Below are 19,048 nucleotides of genomic sequence, written 5' to 3'. Positions count from 1 at the left end.
TCACCATGAGTGCTGTCGTGATAGCTAAATCACTGAACCGACGCGGCCTCCCGCGCTTATTCTGTTTACTTTGCGCCCACCCGCTTATTGCTTCTTCATCAATCCAAAAGGTCAGAGAGCCACGGTTAATGAGTGATTGGTTGTTTTGTAACGAGGCTTAGGCATAGAGCTACGAGAGAGGGTGGAGGTAGCTGATCAGATCGTAGGTTCTTGAATTACGCAACAAAGCCTTATCGACCACAGCTCCACCCCAGGCACTGATTTATTTTACCTTTCACTTTTCGATGACTTTGCTCAACTATATTGTTCAGATATTTAATTTGACACACTTCAATCAAGTTGAGTATTTTTCCCATCAGCCAGAGTTGAACATTGACATTATGCAACGCTAACGCGTTGGCACCACTCTTATCGCTAACCACTTTTCCTGGTAAACCATTATAGCAGATTGCCTTGGTAAAGAAGGCGCGAGCCGCTTTCTCATCACGGCGTTTGCAGAGTGAAAAATCAATGAAATGACCGTGCTTCTAACGACTCGAGAGTAATATTTCCACTGACCTTTGACGTTAATGTACGTCTCGTCCATTCACCACGAAGAAGCGACTGGCTTCTTTATTTACGTGCCTGGTGCTCAAGCAGGGGAGCGTATTTAATGACCCAACGGTTCAATGTTGAGTGGTCAACACTGAGGCCGCGCTTAGCTAACAGCTCTTCAATTTCATGGTAGCTCAGTTTGTAGGAAATATAGTAACGAACGGACTGCAGTATGATCAGAACCTACCACCCTTGTTCGCGACAAATCCCCTAGGAGAAGGCAATGCCAACCTCACTTGAGAAGAAGAGATTTGAGTTCCATAATAAGATCGTTTGCGGGATAATTATCGATTAAAGAACAAAAGTCTTCTTCTAATTGAAGATATTTAAAAGCACGATGTCTCAAATTCCGTCTATCTTCTTCACCAAGCCACTTACTTTGGATAAAGGTACACTTTAATTCCAGCTTTAGGTCATCCATATGCTGTCCTTCTTGCCCAGTTAAAGTTTGATATTCCTCTTGTCAGCATCAGCAACTTTTTTAATTTTGACTTTAAATCCAACAGGCGACATGGTGAACGCGAACTGTTCGAACACATCTTCAGGAGCTTGCTGAGGCTCTAACGTAAATTCATTAAATAAAGAATGAAACGCCAATTTTATTTCCATAATAGCGAGTGAACGACCCGGACAAAGCCTTGCCCCCCCGCCAAATGGTTGAAGGTTCGAAAATGACGCCCCTTTTTTATTTATCCAACGATTAGGATCGAACGACATTGGATCTTCAAACAAATCGGGATCAAAACCGTTAGCATGCAGTATTACGAAAACAGGCGTGCCTTTTTTTATGTCAAAATCACCAAGATAAGTATCTTTTGTCGGCTCTAGGTAAAGCTGAGGAGCCACAGGTTTAAGGCGCATCGCTTCATACATAATTGCTGTCATGTAGGGAACCCGAGGGATCGGCCACTCTAATACAGAAGCTTCTCCCAGATCAGCCAGTTCACTTTGTAAAGCTTGCTCGCTACCTTGGTTTCCACTCACAAGAAACGCCATCCAAGCAAGAGTGTTTGCTGTGGTATCTTCCCCTGCTAATAACAGAGTAATGGCGTTCGCTAGAATATCTCGATCAGTCAGTGATGTATCCAATTCTTGTTCCAGCAGCATTATTTGAAGCATATTTTCTGGCGACTCTCTAAGTTCAGGACACTCAGCCAAACGCGTGCGCTGCTTATCAATACAAGTCGACACAAAATGACCGATCTCTTCTAAACTTGCATCGAACTGAGTATCTTTCTTGGTTTTGAAAAATCGCCATAAAGGAATAGGAGACTTAGAGCGCTGGCTAATCACAGGAAAGACATGTCGTAAACTTTCTCCAAGAGGAGTGTCTGATTGCTCAATCGAATTAAAGTCTTCACCAAAAGCCAACAATGATGTGACATCTACTGTGTATTTTTTGAATTCGCTAACTAAATCAACGACAGTTCCTGATTCTGATAACTTTTCAAAGTGCTTTCTTAAACGTTCGGTAATCACACTTAACTTAGGGTAAAAATGTTTAAGGTGGCTAGGCTGGAACATAGGCTCAGTCAACTTTCTCTGATGTTTCCAACGATCACCTTCTGCAGAAAAAATACCGTTAAGCCCTGCTTCTTCAAACACACTTTCAATGCTTTTCAAACGGCGAAAGTCATCTGGCCTCGATTTTAAAATCGCCTTAATCTGAGAGGGTTCAGAGAGAACCATTACATCCTTCATTCCCAGTTTCAAACGAAAATAAGCACCATATTCATTCACCCAAGACAGCATCTGTTGATGAACATTGGGTTTCTTCAAATAACTCACATGCCCCAAAATCCCCGATTTAGGAGGCATTGGAAGCTGTTCAATTTTCTGCATTTGTATTACCTTAACTTGATCTGAATGCTATGAATAGGAGGTGCTGAGAGCGGCTTAGCATGCTTGTTATCGTAATACGAAACTTTGGTTGTGATACAACGCTAGCGCGTGTAAACAATGTGAGTACCGTATTGTGTGAACTAAAGAACTCTTGTCGCTCAGAGCGAGTGACTGCGGTGTCGGTAGATCTTATAGATAGATTGGATACCGATTGGCAGCATAGTAAAGATACCAATAAGCATCACACTTCCATAAATGTCTTTTGAGCTAAAAATTTCGCCATGCAAAGTGGCGACATCAAGGTTGTCTTTGAACAAGAAGCAAAGGATGTATTTTGACATTATGGTAACGTAAATGATTGAGGGCAGGTATAAGTAACCATGGGGCGGGATTTGCTTCAAATGTACTTTATCGTTGTAGCACCATAATGAGAAAGGCAAATAAAAGGTAAATACGCATAAAAACCACCCAAAGAAATTACTTAACGGAACGCCAAAATACACACCACGATCGGTCCAGACCCACAGCGATTTGATGAGCGAATTCACAGGATCCATAACGACATCCCATGAAACCATTACAAATGAGGAAGTAAGAGAGATGATGATTGCTTTACTTTTCGTTTGTATCGGTTTATCAAACTGATTAAGAAGGATGGTTGATATAAACCAAGAGACATAACCCAAACTGAAGTAGGTCGGCATGATTGCTAATGGGACGTCAAATATTTTAATTCCTAGTCGGTCAGAATAATAATAGTGACCGAAAGGAAATCCACTTGAAATACTAACGCTTTCGTAGAAAACACTGACAACGAAGACTAATAGAAAGAAACATGACATTTTCTTTATACCGCAATAGACACTACCGTGTAATATTGCAAACGGGAACAAAATTAGTGGAGTAAATACGCTCGATATATGTAAGTCGGTATAACCTCGAAGAAATGAATAAACAATATAAATAATGGTGATTGCAAGCAAGAATAAAGGTGCTCTAGGCTTCATATACTACTCTTATTTTTGAAACTAAAAGTCATGATAACGATTAGGCAAGATGAATAATGGTGCTAATCAATTGATATCAAATAGACGATAATAATAAAGCAGGACAGAATATCATGAAAAGTTTGTTGCCTGGTCTAATCAGTGGCTTTGATGTAATGTGATCTGTACCATTAATACGGTTGTGTCGCAAAGTTATGACGAAGTACAAGTGTACAGATCTTCAGATGCAATTAGGCTGCTAGGGCGTAAAATTGCTCCCAAGCAGATAAGCCTTCAGGATTATCGAGCTGTTCACTTTTAATTATCGACCACAGTTCCACGCCTGCCAGGGTGGAACTGGCTCCCTCATCTGATTTCCCATCAGCCAGAGTTAAACATTGACATTATGTAACGCTAACGCGTTGGCACCACTCTTATCGCTAACCACTTTTCCTAGTAAACCCTTATAGCAGATTGCCTTGGCAAAGAAGGCGCGAGCCGTTTTCTCATCACGGCGTTTGCAGAGTAAAAAATCAATGAAATGACCGTGCTTCTCAACGACTCGATAGTAATATTTCCACTGACATTTGACGTTAATGTATGTCTCGTCCATTCGCCACGCAGACGCGACTGGCTTCTTTATTTACGTGCCTGGTGCTCAAGCAGGGGAGCGTATTTAATGATCCAACGGTTCAATGTTGAGTGGTCAACACTGATGCCGTGCTCAGCTAACACCTCTTTAATTTCACGGTAGCTCAGCTTGTAGGAAACATAGTAACGAACGGACTGTAGTCTGATCTCAGAAGGAAAGTGACGGCCGGTAAACTTAATAGTCATAATGTTAAAGCTGAAGAATGTTGAGGGGTGATCATAACCTACCCCCTTGTTTGCGACACAACCCCTGTTTCTTGTGATTAAAATTTGCCGCCACTATATCGCCATTCGGGTACTGGAAGTAAGCATAACTCCATGATTTTTCGTTACATTAAGTTAGCTTTGAGATTATAGGTTATAACTGAAATTTAAAAGAGAATAGAAATAAAAAGGAACACTAAATAGTGTTCCTTTTTTGGTTTTAGTGATTGGCATTTTATGCGTTAACTATTGGGATCAATGCCTGGTAAATCATCCACTTGATGATGTTGCGTATCATCGTGATCCTGTTGGTTAGTATCATGTTCATGCCCTTGGTGTTCAAGCGCACCCGATAAATCTAGATGCGCCACATCATCATGTCCTAATACAATATGATCCGCTTCCGCCATCACAATATCCATATCAGCAGGTAGTTGATGTTCAGGTGCATCTGCTACAGGCGCTGCAGGTGTAATCCCCAATGCATCAAGATAAGCAGCTGCGCCAGTAACAGGGTGATCATTTACTGCTTGATGTTGGCTATCGGGGACAACGAGACCAACATCATCAAGGGTGACAGAGAGATCTTCACTCGTATCAGCACTAAAGTCAGGTTCATCATGTTGTACTGGCGGAGGTGGGGCTGGTGACGTAACAGCAGTTAATGGATCATCAACCCCATTCACATTAATTGTTATTGTATGAGAAGCTGTATTATCTGGTGAGTTTATTGTAAAGGTTTCTGTTCCACCATGCGCAGAGCTTAATGAATTTGTAGCGGCAAGGTTATTATCAAGGTGATATACCCAATCACCATTGGCTGCTAATTCTAGATGTCCATAAGTTCCTGCAATGTGTGGATCTGGTGTGAACTGATCTTCACCATGATCGGCATCTTTTAAATTCAAGTGACCAGCTAATGTATCCTTTGTAGCATCTTCTGTAATTGCACTTACGCTTTTACTTGTCATGGTACCATTAATAGTCGCACCATCATTTTTACCCGTAACCGCAATAATAACTTGTTCGGTAGCGACCTCTTTACCATTTTGTAAACCATGAATGGTGAAATGCTCCTGCTCTACCTGACCTGCTTTTAGGGCATTAAGATCTTTATTGGAATAACTTCTAGCGCCATCATGATCAAGGTAATAAATCCATGTGCCACCTGTTGATATTTGCAAGTGACCATATGTACCCTGAATCATATTAGGGGTGCTATCTTGCCCTGTAGCTTGTTCATGCCAGATAATATGTTGACCATTATTATATGCATCTAACTGTCCATTTGCTGAATGTTGACCCGTTGCTCTATCATCTTCATTTACATTAGCGTGTGCAATGCCACTTGCATCAACATCGGTTACCGCGATATGAAAATCATAGGTACCTGTTGCGCCCTTAGCATCCGTTGCCGTGACCGTGATATCTAAGTCACCGTCTGCGCTATGTGGAGGTGTCCCCCATATTCGCCCCGTTTTCGCATCAAAATGAAGCCAAGTAGGCATACCTAACGCTGTATCTTTGCCTTGCCAACCTGGGTTAACGCTATCAGGGTTTACTGCTTCCTCAGTATGTTGCGAAACAGCTAAACTTAACGTAAAGCTATCTCCCTCTGCATCGGTAAATAAATTTGATGGGAGCGTCATGTCGATTGCATGTCCTTCACTATCGTCGGTATTCGCCACTGCGCCCGTCACTTCAGGAGCATCGTTTGTACCTCTTATACTAATGACAATATCTTGGGTGGTGCCATCACTGGCGGTCACCGTTATTTTATCCTGAACTGATTCACTCGCATTAAGTTTTTGAACTTTCGTTTGATCAATCTCATAAGTCCATTGATTATTGACTATTGAAAAATGTCCGTAACCATTAACTCCACTTTTATCATGAAAATCTGCAATTATCGGATTTTGCCCTGTATCAACATCCACAATATTAAGGCTGCCATGTGCAGACACAGTATCACCAATATCTCCCTCTTTGAGGTTGGCAGAAATATCACCTTTAAACTCTGCCTTGGTATCGCTACCTGTAAGGTTAACAGTCACCTGATGTGTAACACCATCGGAGGTATTAAAGGTAAAGGTCTCTGTCGCTTTTTCGCCATCCGCTAGCGCAGTGGTTTTGTCACCACCAACAAACGACCAATGCCCGTTATGCATCGAAAATTTGCCATAACCGTTATCACCCAAACTATCGGTTACATCAATAAAGGTTGCTGGTAGTGTATCTGGGTCATTAATGAGTAAATCTCCCTCGGCACGATCTACAGCATTATAGGAAGCAGTGGCATGATCGGTATTACGGGTAAATGTCATATAGCCATTATGACCGTAATTAGGGTCTCCCATGTTCATGACCCATTGTGTTGTTTCAATTTTCATACCATGGGCTGCGCCTCCCGCTACACCTGCCCCATTTATTGCATACCAACGCCCTGCATTAGGGTCATTAGCTACGACCTCTGGGAAGTCAAAATGGCCATCAACATTCGCTAGCCATGCTCCTTTGGCGACGGTTAAGTCTGCATGGGCATTGGCGGCACTCCCTTCAGTCATTGACAAGGTATCAATACCACTCACCGTAGAAATATCAGCGACCGGTATGATTTCGAAATTACCTATTTTAGGAAAGGAATCGGTATGTCCATCATTTACGGTAAAGCCAAATTGCACGCCACCGTTATAATCTTGAGCAGGTACAAAGGTTATTTTACTGATATCAGCCGTTAACACATCCAAAGGAATAGTTATAGGGTGGCCGTCATACTCAAATTGCCCTTTAAAAGCATCTGGCAGTGCGGTAATCGTTATATGGTCAAGCTGATCGCCGTGATCTTTATCGATAAAACCAAAATCTTTAGCGCTAAAGTGTTGTGTTGTATCTTCATCAATCGAATGAATATGCTGAGCAAGTGACGAAACAACCGTTGGTCTGTCGTTGGTGCCAGTGATTGAAATGATTAAGTCTTTTTGATCCGTAGCGCCTGCGCCATCAGTCACCGTTACAGAAACGCTCACTTGTTCGGTTTTACCTAATGCTAAATGATCGTAACCCGCATCGGTGGCATCAAACTCATAACTACCATCTTTATTAAGTGTAAAGCCTTGAATATGCTGACCCGTCGTTGGCGTAATTGCCGTGTAAGTAGCGCTATCACCAGTATCTACATCTGTTGTTGTGATTTGCCCTTTATGCGCAGTATGGCCACCTTCAATAGCCGTAACGGCTGAAGTAGCATCAATGACAGGTTGGTCGTTAGTACCATGAATCGTCGACGTTAGTTGGTGTGTTGTACCATCCTTAGTTTGAACGGTTAAGGTTTCGGTAAAGGTATCACCATCGCCGAGACTGTTAATATGAGTGTTATCGTTGTCAACCTTGTAGAGCCACCGTCCGTCAGCATGCAGAATGAACTGCCCTATACCCTTATCACCTGCAACCCAGCTACCCGTTGCTGTACTACCCGATCCCGATGGACTGCCTGTAGGCGTAAACAGGGCTTCACCTGCGTCTGGGTCCTGTACATTGAGCTGATTCTGGTTGGTCATAATGACACCCGACGACTGTACGTGAATATCTTCTGTGATATTCGCGCTATCGGTGCCTGAAATCACCGCTACATCTTGTGTATCGGTGATACTACCGCTCATATCAATACTATGACTATGGCCGGCACTTGATGTTGCTGTAATGTGAGGCGTAACCGTTCCCGAAAAGTCTTTTGGCAGCGTTATCTGCAGACCGTTCGCCTCACTTGGTGAAATTGTCCACGTTTTGGTATTCGCATCGTAACTACCAGCGCTTAGCGTTGCCCCTGCAGGCAAACCTGATACCGCAAAAGTGACTGCTGCATGAGCGTCTGTTGGGTCGATAGCGGTTAAGGTAAGGTCGTAAGGCCCCTTGTCTTCAACACCACTAATTGGTGGAGCAGAAACAATGATATCACCCGCGTGTGCTGGGTCCAGTATTACCGGTGCCGATGATGCGCTATGCGCACTGGTACCATCCTGATTTTGAGTGGTTGCTTCCACGGTAATAATCGCATTGTACGTAACACCAGATGGAATGTTAACCTCGAGCGAACCACGTGCCCAACCCAAGATATCTAAGCCATCTTTTTGGTCCGTCGCATCGATGGTGTGTGTATGCGTGCCATCAGTGACAACTGAGCCAATGGGAAGGCCGTGCAGATGAACAGCTTGAAGCGCGTCGTCTTTGTCGTGTGGCGTCACATCGGCATTGATGACTAAGTGGTGTGGGTCATTGGTAACATTGATTCCTGCCGTGTTTATCACGTGCGAATGGTCTGACCCAGAAGGAACTACGGTGCTGTGGAGCCCGGTATGGTCAACAATACCTGCCCCGTTCACCCCTAGATCGATCAACACATGTTTTGGATCTAGACCCTGCTCACCTAGTGGCCCTTGAGCTACCTGAGACGCTGTCACCGCTTCTTTTGCTACCGTTACGTGTTCGATCGTTGCGACGATGGGGGTAATGGGAGGTATGTTTCCGCCGTCGTGATTCGAACCGTGACTCCAGACAATATGGCCATGATCATATCCAGTAGCATAACGCCCATCTCCAAGTGCTATAGGGCTTCGACCCGTTCCGATAACAAGCTCGGTCGAGCCTGCACGCTCGGCAATATACTTGGGCACACTCGCGTGGCCACCGCCGTATGGGATCGAGATAGTTGGCGCTTCAACAAAGGCATTTTCTGTTTTTGTGAAGCCAGATGCCGGTGGTGTTATCCAATGCTCACTCGAACCGCTGTCGCCTAGATAATGCGTTGGCATACTTTCAGAATTTGAACCATCGGGGTAATCAACAGGCTTACCATTATCGAATATCGACATGGTGGGCGCTTTAATGCCTTGCCCATCATTCATAACCACCGTTAATCGGTGGGGTTTTCCATCGGTAATATCAATGTGGGTTTCAATAGGATCCATGCCCCCAATCCAAACGGTAACACTGTGGGGGTTTGTAAGGGTTACTCCGCCGTTCCCGTATCTCGAACCATCCGCATAATAATGCATTTGAGGTCGATCCAATTTACCTGCACTACTACTAAGATGCCCACCGTACTGGGCGATCACATCACCATTGTGGTACGTCTCGCTCTTATCAAGCGTGATCCCCATTTCAAAGGTCAGCGCATTTCCGTAGTCTCTGGCTGTGTGGTCACCACCGCTATCAGGGTTAAGTATCGAATCGATTGAAAGATGATGGGCAGAATCCGTCTGAAAGCCTTTTTGCGGTGCAACAGAAAGGTTTATGTCCGCAGCGTCGGTAACCGATGCTACGGCTACCGTGATATGGTTATTAACATCGGCATGGCCATCATTGACCTTGTAGCCTAAAGATATATCTCCCTTGAAGTTAGCTTCTGGGTGCAGCGTCCACGTACCATCGTGATTATCAGTTACTGTTCCGTGGCCACCATTAACAGTTACGCTGTTGATATCCAGGGTGTCGCCATCTACATCGGTCGCTCCAGCCAAAAGCTGCGATTTAGTCAGGACGATATCGGTGTCTTCTGTGGTGCTAGCGCTCGTCGCTACGACCTTTGTTGCATCGTTGACTGAACTCACTGCTAGGGGATTAGCAAATACCCGCACTTCGGAACCATCCGAGACCTTACCTACAATCATTAAGTCGCCATGAAAATTTTGATTTGGCGTGATCGTGTAGGTTCCATCCTTATTGTCAACTAAAGTACCATCGTTGCTAACGTTGAGATCAGTTAATGTTAGCGAATCACCATCGACATCTTTCGCGCCAATTCCCGTTAGGATCTGATCTTTCGTTAGCGTAATAGCTCTATCTTCGTCTGTCGTAGCCACTTGACTAAGCAAGGTCACCGTTGGTCGATCGTTAGTACCTACCACTTCAACTTGTGCTGTTCGCGGGACTTTCCCACCATGCCCATCGTCAACGTTAAAACTCACGGTGATGTTGCGAGTAACACCCGCTGCTATATCTTGGAATGCCTTGTTAGCAGGGTCGACGGTGATTGTGTGTCCGTCGGCACCTAGGCTCAGCCCAGCAGCAAGCCCAGTTGTCGCGGCTGCGCCATCGATGCTGGTCTCGATACCGGCAATCGACAGCGTATCGCCATCAACATCCGTTGCACCGCTAAGCAGATCTATCGTCTCGCTTGCGCCATCTTCCGTTACTGTTTTCACTGTTGGAGAGCCTGTTATGACTGGGGAATCGTTTGTGCCCGTAACAGTTAATGTCGCAGACTGTTGAACTGTTCCACCATGACTATCCGTTATATTATAAGTGATCTTAACTGTTTCTGTCTCACCTACAGCTAAATGTTGAAACTCAGGTGTATTAGAATTAATGATGAGTATATGTCCACCTTTACTCATCGTTAAAAATGAAGGAGCTGTTGATGTTTTTGAGGCTGTACCTATTTGATATTCGATATGGCCAACAGATAATGTATCGCCTGCATCAGCATCAGTAGCACCAGAAAGAAGATCTATTGCACCCATTCCTGAGTCTTCAGCTTTGCTGCCAGTTACTCCGGAAGTAACTGAAGGAGGGGCATTTACAAATAAAGAAATAGCTTGCGTTGCTGATTCAGATTCACTTCCTGCTGAAGCTGTTGCTGTTGCATTAAAATGCAAATCCCCATGAAAGTTAGCGTTATGAAGGTTAAGTTCTAAACCATTAAGGTCTGATTTATGAAGAACCCACATTTTTGCAACCGCATCGTGTGTACCATGATTTAGTGTAGCTGCATCAGGTAAACCGGTAATTTTTATTAACAGATCTTCAGTATCACCACCCGTATCTGTTGTAGCCACATTTAAATTTAACGCAATAGTGGTGCCTTGCTGTGCATCTGGTGCTGTCGCATTTAGAATTGGCTTATCTAGTGAGCCTTGAATAGTGATTGTGACATTTGTGGTAACTGAAGTGCCATCTGTTGAAGTTGAGGTCACTGGAATGACTTCAGTTAATGTCTGATGTACACCAAGGTGATCAACGTCAGCATTATTATTATCAATGGTGAAATGATAATGGCCATTACTATCTATGGAGAAATGGCCATATTTAGTTGCGTGATCAGCTTGTACCGTGAAACTTGCAGTATCGCCTGTATCAACATCTGATGTTCTTAATTCACCATTGATTGTTGTTTGAGCTGCATCTTCTTTTATTTCTGCATTAATTGCTGCAGGCGTAATATTTTGAACCGTATGGCCACTGACTTGTAAAATAGTTTCAGCAGAATGTTCACCTGCGCTATTTTCGACATGTAGTGTATGTTTACCATCAGCTAAATTGCTTGCAGAAATTTCCCAATGGCCATTAGTATCGGCAATAACAGAGGCTATTTGATGATTACCCTCCATCACATTGATTGTTTCACCTGCAGTTGCAGTGCCACTATAAACAGTATTACCTACTTGTAGGTGTTGATATGAGTGATAGTAGAGGTAATCTACTTCACTGCCACCGCCTGTACAAACACGATTTACAATCGCAATTGTCTGATGGCCTGTGTTATCTTCAAATACAGCTATCCCGCCTGTCCATGCATTGCCATGGCCCGTTGCTCCGCCAGAGCCTGTGTTTACCGTATCTGGAACTCCATTTGTATGCCACCAATCATGGTTATCAATTCGGCTGAAGCCACCTGCGCCACTATGTCCTGTTGTTGTTGTTGCAGGGTTTGTTATCCAGTTATGATCTGATCCAGGTTTATATAGTCCGACTAATTTCACCCCTGATCCGACACCGACCTGATCAGTCCCCCAACGCGCCATATTTTCTGCATTACTTGGCGCAACATCAATGTTGGCGCCTGTTGGGTTTGAGATTACGTCAACATCTTGTAATTTTAAGGTGCTTGATGTGCCTACCGGCGCTGCGTGTGCTGACTCGATGATAGGTTTATCGTTGGTGCCTTGAATGGTGATATCTACAATTTGCGTCGAGCCATCACTGGCTTTAAATGTGTAGTGATCCTGTACCGCAGGTTGATCTGGATCTAGATGCTGAACTTTGCTCTCGTCTAGGGTATAGGTCCATTGGCCATTGCGCATTTGAATATGGCCGTATGTTGTCGCCGTTGATGCTACATCTATAAAGCTTGGATTATCGCCAGTATCAACATCTGTAATTGATAACTGCCCTGTAGCAGTAACGGTATCGCCAATATCACCTTCATTAACAACAGCTTGTCTATCACCAGAAATAACAGAAGCATCATCTGTATTGGCTATGTGCAAAGTATTCGTTGCTTCTACTGAATCTGTACGACCATCGCTAACGGTATATTTAAATTGTACATCACCATTGAAGTCTTTAGCCGGTACAAATTGTAGTTTGCTGATATCGGCAGTTGATATACTTTGACCCGCACTTACCTCTTGTCCATCAAGCACAAACTTACCTTGGGATACTTCTGGGATATCTGTGATTTTGATGGCATGTAATGTGTCGCCACTATCAACATCAGTAAAACCAAACTGACTTGCTTGCATTTGGTAATGTGTATCTTCAGTGCCCTGTGCAAGTGTCGTCGCAGTTATGGTCGGTTGATCATTGGTGCCTGTCACCGTTATTGTTATATCGTGAGCAGTGTGGTCTGCAGAATAAACACGATATACAACTTTTTCTACTTCACCTTCAGCTAATGATTGCAAGCGACTATTGGCTACTTCATATCCCCAAGCGCCACTTGGTGTAATGCGTAAAAAACCACCAAAGGGATCGTGAATCGCCTGTTCTCCTAATAACAGATTGACCTGAAAATGGTCTTGCCCTGCATCAGGATCTGTCACACTCAGCAAACCCGATGCAACGACAGGCTGTAATGAACTGTGACCCACATTATGATCTTCAATAATCGTTCCGGTATCACTACCGCTTATAACCGCTTTATCAGCAACTGCACTTAAACTGCTGGTAGCTCCAGTATGAGTGACACCGCCATGTGCATCTTTGACATCATAGGTGAAATGAACTTTACCTTTATAGTCTTTTTCTGGTGTGAAAGTGTATGTACCATTTTGGTTATCTAAAATCGAGCCGTGATCTGGATGAAGGTTTGCTACTGTAAGCAGTCCAGAGTCATTTTTATCGACATCTATTGAATTTTGTAACAGTTGTGCAGCTGTAATGGTTTGTCTCGTATCTTCAGTACCTGCGTTGAGTTGTACTTCTGAAGAGCAATAAGGCCTGTCGTTACTACCATTGATAGTGATGACTATATTATGTGGTGTTCCATCTTTTGTGTGAACGGTGATAGTGTCTGTGAGTGTTTCACCCTCACCTAATTTATCGATAGCGGAGCCTCTGGTTGTGGGCCTTCCACCAATGTGACTGAGACTTCCAGCATCGGCATAGTAATCCCAATCTCCATTTGGATTTAATATTAAGTCACCATACGTACCGTGATAGTTATACCCCACATTATTATCAGCAAAGCCAGACTGACCAGAGTCAGGATCAATCACAGATAAGTGTCCATTAGCGTTTAGTGTACTAACTCGAAGTGTCGCCATACCCGATTGAGCATGATCTGGTGACATATTATCTCCAGCCGCTTTCTCAGTGACACTTGCAGTATCTACTCCACCTACCACAGCATTATCATTAGTGCCGTTCACTTTAATGGTGACTTGATGAGGTGTGCCATCGGCTGAATGAACGGTAATGGTATCAGTAGCGGTTGCGCCATTACCTAACGCTTGAACTGCTGGGTTAGTGTTATCTAAGTCGTAGGTCCAAGCGCCATTATCTGTTAGATGTAATGTACCTAAGGAGCCTTGGATATCAGTATTCGCAAAGTGTGCTTCGCCTGTATCGACATCGGTGACAGTCAGTGTGCCTGAGGTCTGAAGTTGAGATTCTTCTGTTACTGCGCCAGTATTAGATCCGCCAATCACGGCTTTATCATTAGTGCCATTGATGGTTACCACGACATCATGCGTTGTACCGTCTTTCGAAGTCACTTTAATTGTATCTGTTAACTGCTCACCTTCGCCTAAGGATTGAATCGCTGTTTGAGAATTATCGGCAGAGTAACTCCAGCTCCCATCTTGACTGATCTCCAATTTACCATAATGACCTTGTAGGGCCGTTTTGTTAAATCCATGGGATACAAAACTACCTTCACCTGTATCTATATCGACAATATCTAACTTACCTGTCGCAGTCAGTTCATTACTCTGAGGGTTAGCGCTCACATCTTCTTTTAATGCCCCCGTATCGACACCACTAATGACCGGCGTATCATTCGTGCCCGTCACCGTAATCACTAAATCTTTAGTATCTGTTGCACCTGCAGAATCGGTCACGGTAACAGGGATAGTGAACGTGCTTATCTCACCTGCTTTAAGGTGTTGGAAGCTTGCATCTGTTGGGTCTAGGTTGTAGCTACCATCTGCATTGAGTGTAAATCCACCCTGTGTTGATGTGGTTGTGAAGGTTGCAGTATCACCCGTATCAATATCCGTTGAGGTGAGTTGACCTGTGACTACTGCACCATCTTCAGTGGCGCTCACTGGCACAATCGGATTAATAACAGGCGCATCGTTTGCCGGTGTTACATCAACATTGATAGTTTGACTGGTTGTCGTATGCCCATCAGTCACTGAAAGAACAACTGAAGCAGGACCATTGTAATTAGCATCAGGCGTAAACACGATTTCACCTTGCGCATTCAGCGAGGCACTACCGTGTGTCGCTGACACACTCGGGGTCAACGTATCCGTCGTATCAATATCCGTTGCATGGAAGGTAATGGTTTTACTGCCATCCTCGGTTACCGTTTGCGTCGCAACAGGGGTGATAACAGGTGCATCATTGGTACCATTGATGGTTACCAAAATAGTTTTCTGTGTGCCATCAACCGAGGTTATTGTTGTCGACTCTGTTAAAGTTTCACCAACACCTAAAGCCTGAACAGCCGCTTGTTTTGAATCTGCGGAAAATAGCCAAATGCCACTTGGTATAAGTGTAAATGAGCCGATCCCGTGGTCGCCAACAATGCCAGATTGCATCGGAAATGTAGCTTCATTCGTATCTACATCGCTAATGAATAGCTTGCCTTGTGTAAGCATGTAGTTTGGGTGAACATTCAACTGATTTGTTAAATCTTGATCTTCGGTAACTGCTCCCGTATTTGTACCAGTAATAACAGCCTTGTCATTAGTTCCATTAACGGCAATGGTCACTTGGTGAGTTGTACCATCTGCTGAAGTAACTGTAATGGTATCGGTTGTTGCAGCGCCTTTACCTAGGGCTTGCACCGTTGGGTTTGTGTTATCTAAATCGTAAGTCCACTGCCCAGCATCGGTTAAATGCAATGTCCCAAGCGAGCCTTTAATATCAGTATTTGAGAAGTGTGCTTCACCGGTATCGGTATCTGTAATAGTCAGCGAGCCTGAGGTTTGTAACTGCGTTTCTTCGGTCACTGCGCCTGCAGAAGTCCCACCAATTACAGCCGTATCATTAGTCCCATTCACCGTAATGGTAATTTGATGCGGCGTACCATCTGCTGAGTTGACAGTAATTGTATCAGTCGCTGTCGCGCCTTTACTTAAGGCTTGAACTTGTGGATTCGTATTATCTAAATCGTAAGTCCAAGTGCCGTTATCAGTTAAATGTAAAGTGCCTAATGTGCCTGCAATATCAGTGTTGGAGAAGTGTGCTTCACCAGTATCTACGTCAGTGACAGTCAGTGTACCTGACGTCTGAAGTTGAGATTCTTCAGTCACTGCACCAGAGTTTGTACCGCCAATGATGGCCTTGTCGTTAGTGCCATTAACCGTAATAGTAATTTGATGTGGTGTGCCGTCAGCAGAATGAACAGTAATGGTATCGGTAGCGGTTGTTCCTTTACCTAACGCTTGAACGGTTGGGTTGGTGTTATCTAAGTCGTAAGTCCATGTCCCCGAATTAGTGAGGTGTAAGGTGCCTAAAGTCCCAGCAATATCGGTATTGGAGAAGTGTGCTTGACCGGCATCAACATCAGTCACAGTCAGTGAGCCAGAGGTTTGAAGTTGAGATTCTTCGGTGACCGCGCCAGCACTTGTTCCGCTTATCACGGCTTTGTCATTGGTACCATTAATAGTAATTTTGATCGTCGACGGTGTGCCATCAATAGACGATACAGTGAAGGTCTCTTCGACCTTATCGCCGACATTCAATTGGTTAAACGCGCTGTTGGCGGTGAATGTCCAATGCCCATTAGCATCAATAGTCAGGTCGCCGTTGGTGCCAGTAAGCGAATCGGGTGTGAAAGTGTTATCTGGATTATCTACGTCGGTACTGGTTAGCGTGCCTGAGGTAGTTACCGCTTTGTCGGTCTCACCGATGGCGACGGTCGCACTGCTGATAGTAGCTTTGTCATTGGTGCCATTAATCGTGACCTTGATGGTCGACGTTGTGCCATCAATAGACGATACAGTGAAGGTCTCTTCGACTTTATCGCCGACGTTTAGTTGATTAAACGCGCTGTTGGCGGTGAAGGTCCATTGGCCATTAGCACCAATGGTGAGGTTGCCGTTGGTGCCAGTAATGGAATCTGGAGTGAACGCATTATCCGGATTATCGACATCGGTGCTGGTTAATGTTCCTGAAGTCGTGACTGCTTTGTTGATTTCATAGATGGCAACGGTCGCACTGCTGACAGTAGCTTTGTCATTAGTGCCATTTACTGTGATAGTCACTTGGTGCGGTGTACCGTCAGCAGAATGAACGGTGATGGTGTCGGTAGCGGTTGCTCCTTTGCCCAACGCTTGAACGGCAGGGTTTTTATTATCAAGATCGTACGTCCAAGAACCAGTATCGGTCAGATGAAGCGTACCAAACGAGCCTGCAATATCGGTACTTCCTGTGGATGAAGTAGCGAAGTGCGCTTCACCGGTATCTACATCCGTTACCGCAAGTGTGCCCGAGGTCTGAAGTTGGGACTCTTCGGTTACCGCGCCGGCACTGGTTCCGCTTATCACGGCTTTATCATTGGTGCCGTTAACGGTAATTGCAATTTGATGAGGAGTGCCGTCGGCGGAGTGGATGGTTATGATGTCTGTTGTCGCAGAGCCTTGACCAAGAGCCTGTACTTTTGGGTTTTTATTATCTAGGTCGTAGCTCCAATCGCCATTGTCTTTAAGGTGTAAAGTACCCAGTGTCCCCTTGAGGTCGGAATTAGAAAAATGCGCCTCTTTTGAGTCGATATCGGTGATGTTGAGTTGGCCCGAAACCGTTAGATCTTTATCTTCAGTAACTTGGCTTGAGCCATTACTTGTCCCGATAGCGAAAAACGAACTTGGTGAATTTGCTGTACTACTCGTGATTACTGCATGGTCGTTGGTGCCATTGATCGTAACCATAACTTGATGCGCTGTACCATCGGCAGAGTGAACAGTGACGATGTCTGTCGCAGTTGAACCTTGGCCAAGCCTTTGAATTACTGGGTTATTGTTGTCTAAATTGTATGTCCACGCACCGTCTTTGGTGATGCTTAGCGTACCGAAATTGCTAGTTACTTGTGATGCCTGGAAATGATCTTCTCCAAGATCGGAGTCCGTGACCGAAAGCTGCCCTTGAACTTGTGTCGTTAAATCTTCAGTTAACGTGCCAGCATCCACACCTGTGATAACGGCGTTGTCGTCGTTCCCGCCAATCGTCATATCGATCGTTTGCGGTGTGCCATCTTTGGTGTGAATTGTGAAGCTTTCGTGCAATGAAGTGGCTGCGGTTAACGCTTGAACATTAGAGAGCGAGTTATCAACTTGATACTGCCAATGTCCATCAGCATCGATAGTTAATGAACCATATTTACCTGAGATAACTTCCGGTGTAACCGAACTTTCATTTTGGTCAGGGTCTATGACATCGATTTTGCCGTTCGCATGTAACAAGCCTTGTGAATCAATATTGTGATCTTCTGTTACGACACCTGTTAAGTCTCCAGAAATACTTGGCGTGTCTTGCTTACCTGTTACCGGTATCTGAACAATGATGCTCGAGCCATTAGATAGGTGTAACGCAAAATGGTCAGTACCTGGTTGGTGCTGATTTAACAGGATGTATTGAGGAGAATTTGGATTCAATACGAATGTGTATTGACCATTTGCATCAACATGAAGCTCTCCGTACGTACCTTTTATGACTTCTGGCATAAAGGTGACGGGTAAAGCGGGCGTCGTAGGCGCATTCGAATGAATCGGCTGACCGTTACTTCCTGAGGAGATAGTCGGCATCGATACCGAAGGAATGTAATGGACTTGCGGGTGAGAAAGCGTCGATAAATGATGAGAAGGAACCAAGTGAGAGCTCGAACCATGGGCGGCATGACTTGCACTTAAGGTTGAGTTTACGTCGTTGTCACTCGTCTGAGCTTCTTGGAGAGCAACCGTTGATGAGTCCGCCTTGCTATGGTCATCGGTGACATCTTTTTCGGTCACGTTATTTGCGATTACTTGATCTGCAGCGTCGCTGGAATTGTCTATACTCTCTGCAGCAGAGTGTTTAGCCAATGATGGCAAAATCATCATGAGTGACTGAAAAAGTGGGATATTCACTTTTAGATGTGAATGCAGTCTGCGCTTCTTTTTTTGTGTTGGTTTCTTTTGTTCTATCTCGTTACTTTTCTTATTTTTGATTTCTGTATTTTTCTTGTTTGTTTCGACGTTTTTTTTGTTAGCCATTTTTATCATCCGTGAATCGTGGTTGCACTGTCTTAAGTAAAATACACAGATAGAGGTTTCGCTAGCTAATTGGAT

3 protein-coding genes and 3 pseudogenes are annotated in these 19,048 nt (G+C 44.3%); all 6 read right to left on the bottom strand.

The window, feature by feature from the left end:
• Positions 1 to 165, bottom strand: a pseudogene (locus AB6C75_RS17015) (transposase); the annotation flags it as partial.
• A gap of 65 nt (positions 166 to 230) precedes the next feature.
• Positions 231 to 774, bottom strand: a pseudogene (locus AB6C75_RS17010) (IS6 family transposase).
• A 261-nt stretch (positions 775 to 1,035) separates the two neighbouring features.
• Entirely contained in the window at positions 1,036 to 2,436 is a 1,401-nt protein-coding gene (locus tag AB6C75_RS17005) for a cytochrome P450 (RefSeq protein WP_372100900.1), read from the bottom strand.
• A gap of 158 nt (positions 2,437 to 2,594) precedes the next feature.
• The gene (locus tag AB6C75_RS17000; protein ID WP_372108338.1) at positions 2,595 to 3,443 is read right to left on the bottom strand and encodes a carotenoid biosynthesis protein; all 849 of its coding nucleotides are present in this window, start codon (positions 3,441 to 3,443) and stop codon (positions 2,595 to 2,597) included.
• Between the two features lie 230 nt (positions 3,444 to 3,673).
• Positions 3,674 to 4,259: pseudogene (locus AB6C75_RS16995) on the bottom strand (IS6 family transposase).
• A gap of 260 nt (positions 4,260 to 4,519) precedes the next feature.
• Positions 4,520 to 18,973, bottom strand: a complete 14,454-nt coding sequence (locus AB6C75_RS16990) for a VCBS domain-containing protein (protein WP_372108336.1) — start codon at positions 18,971 to 18,973, stop codon at positions 4,520 to 4,522.
• Positions 18,974 to 19,048: the final 75 nt, after the last annotated feature.

The sequence above is a fragment of the Vibrio sp. 10N.237.312.B06 genome (assembly GCF_041464685.1).
Classification (GTDB): Bacteria; Pseudomonadota; Gammaproteobacteria; order Enterobacterales; family Vibrionaceae; genus Vibrio; species Vibrio tasmaniensis_A.
Note: the sequence above shows the minus strand (reverse complement) of the source record. Positions and strands in the feature narration are given on the sequence as shown.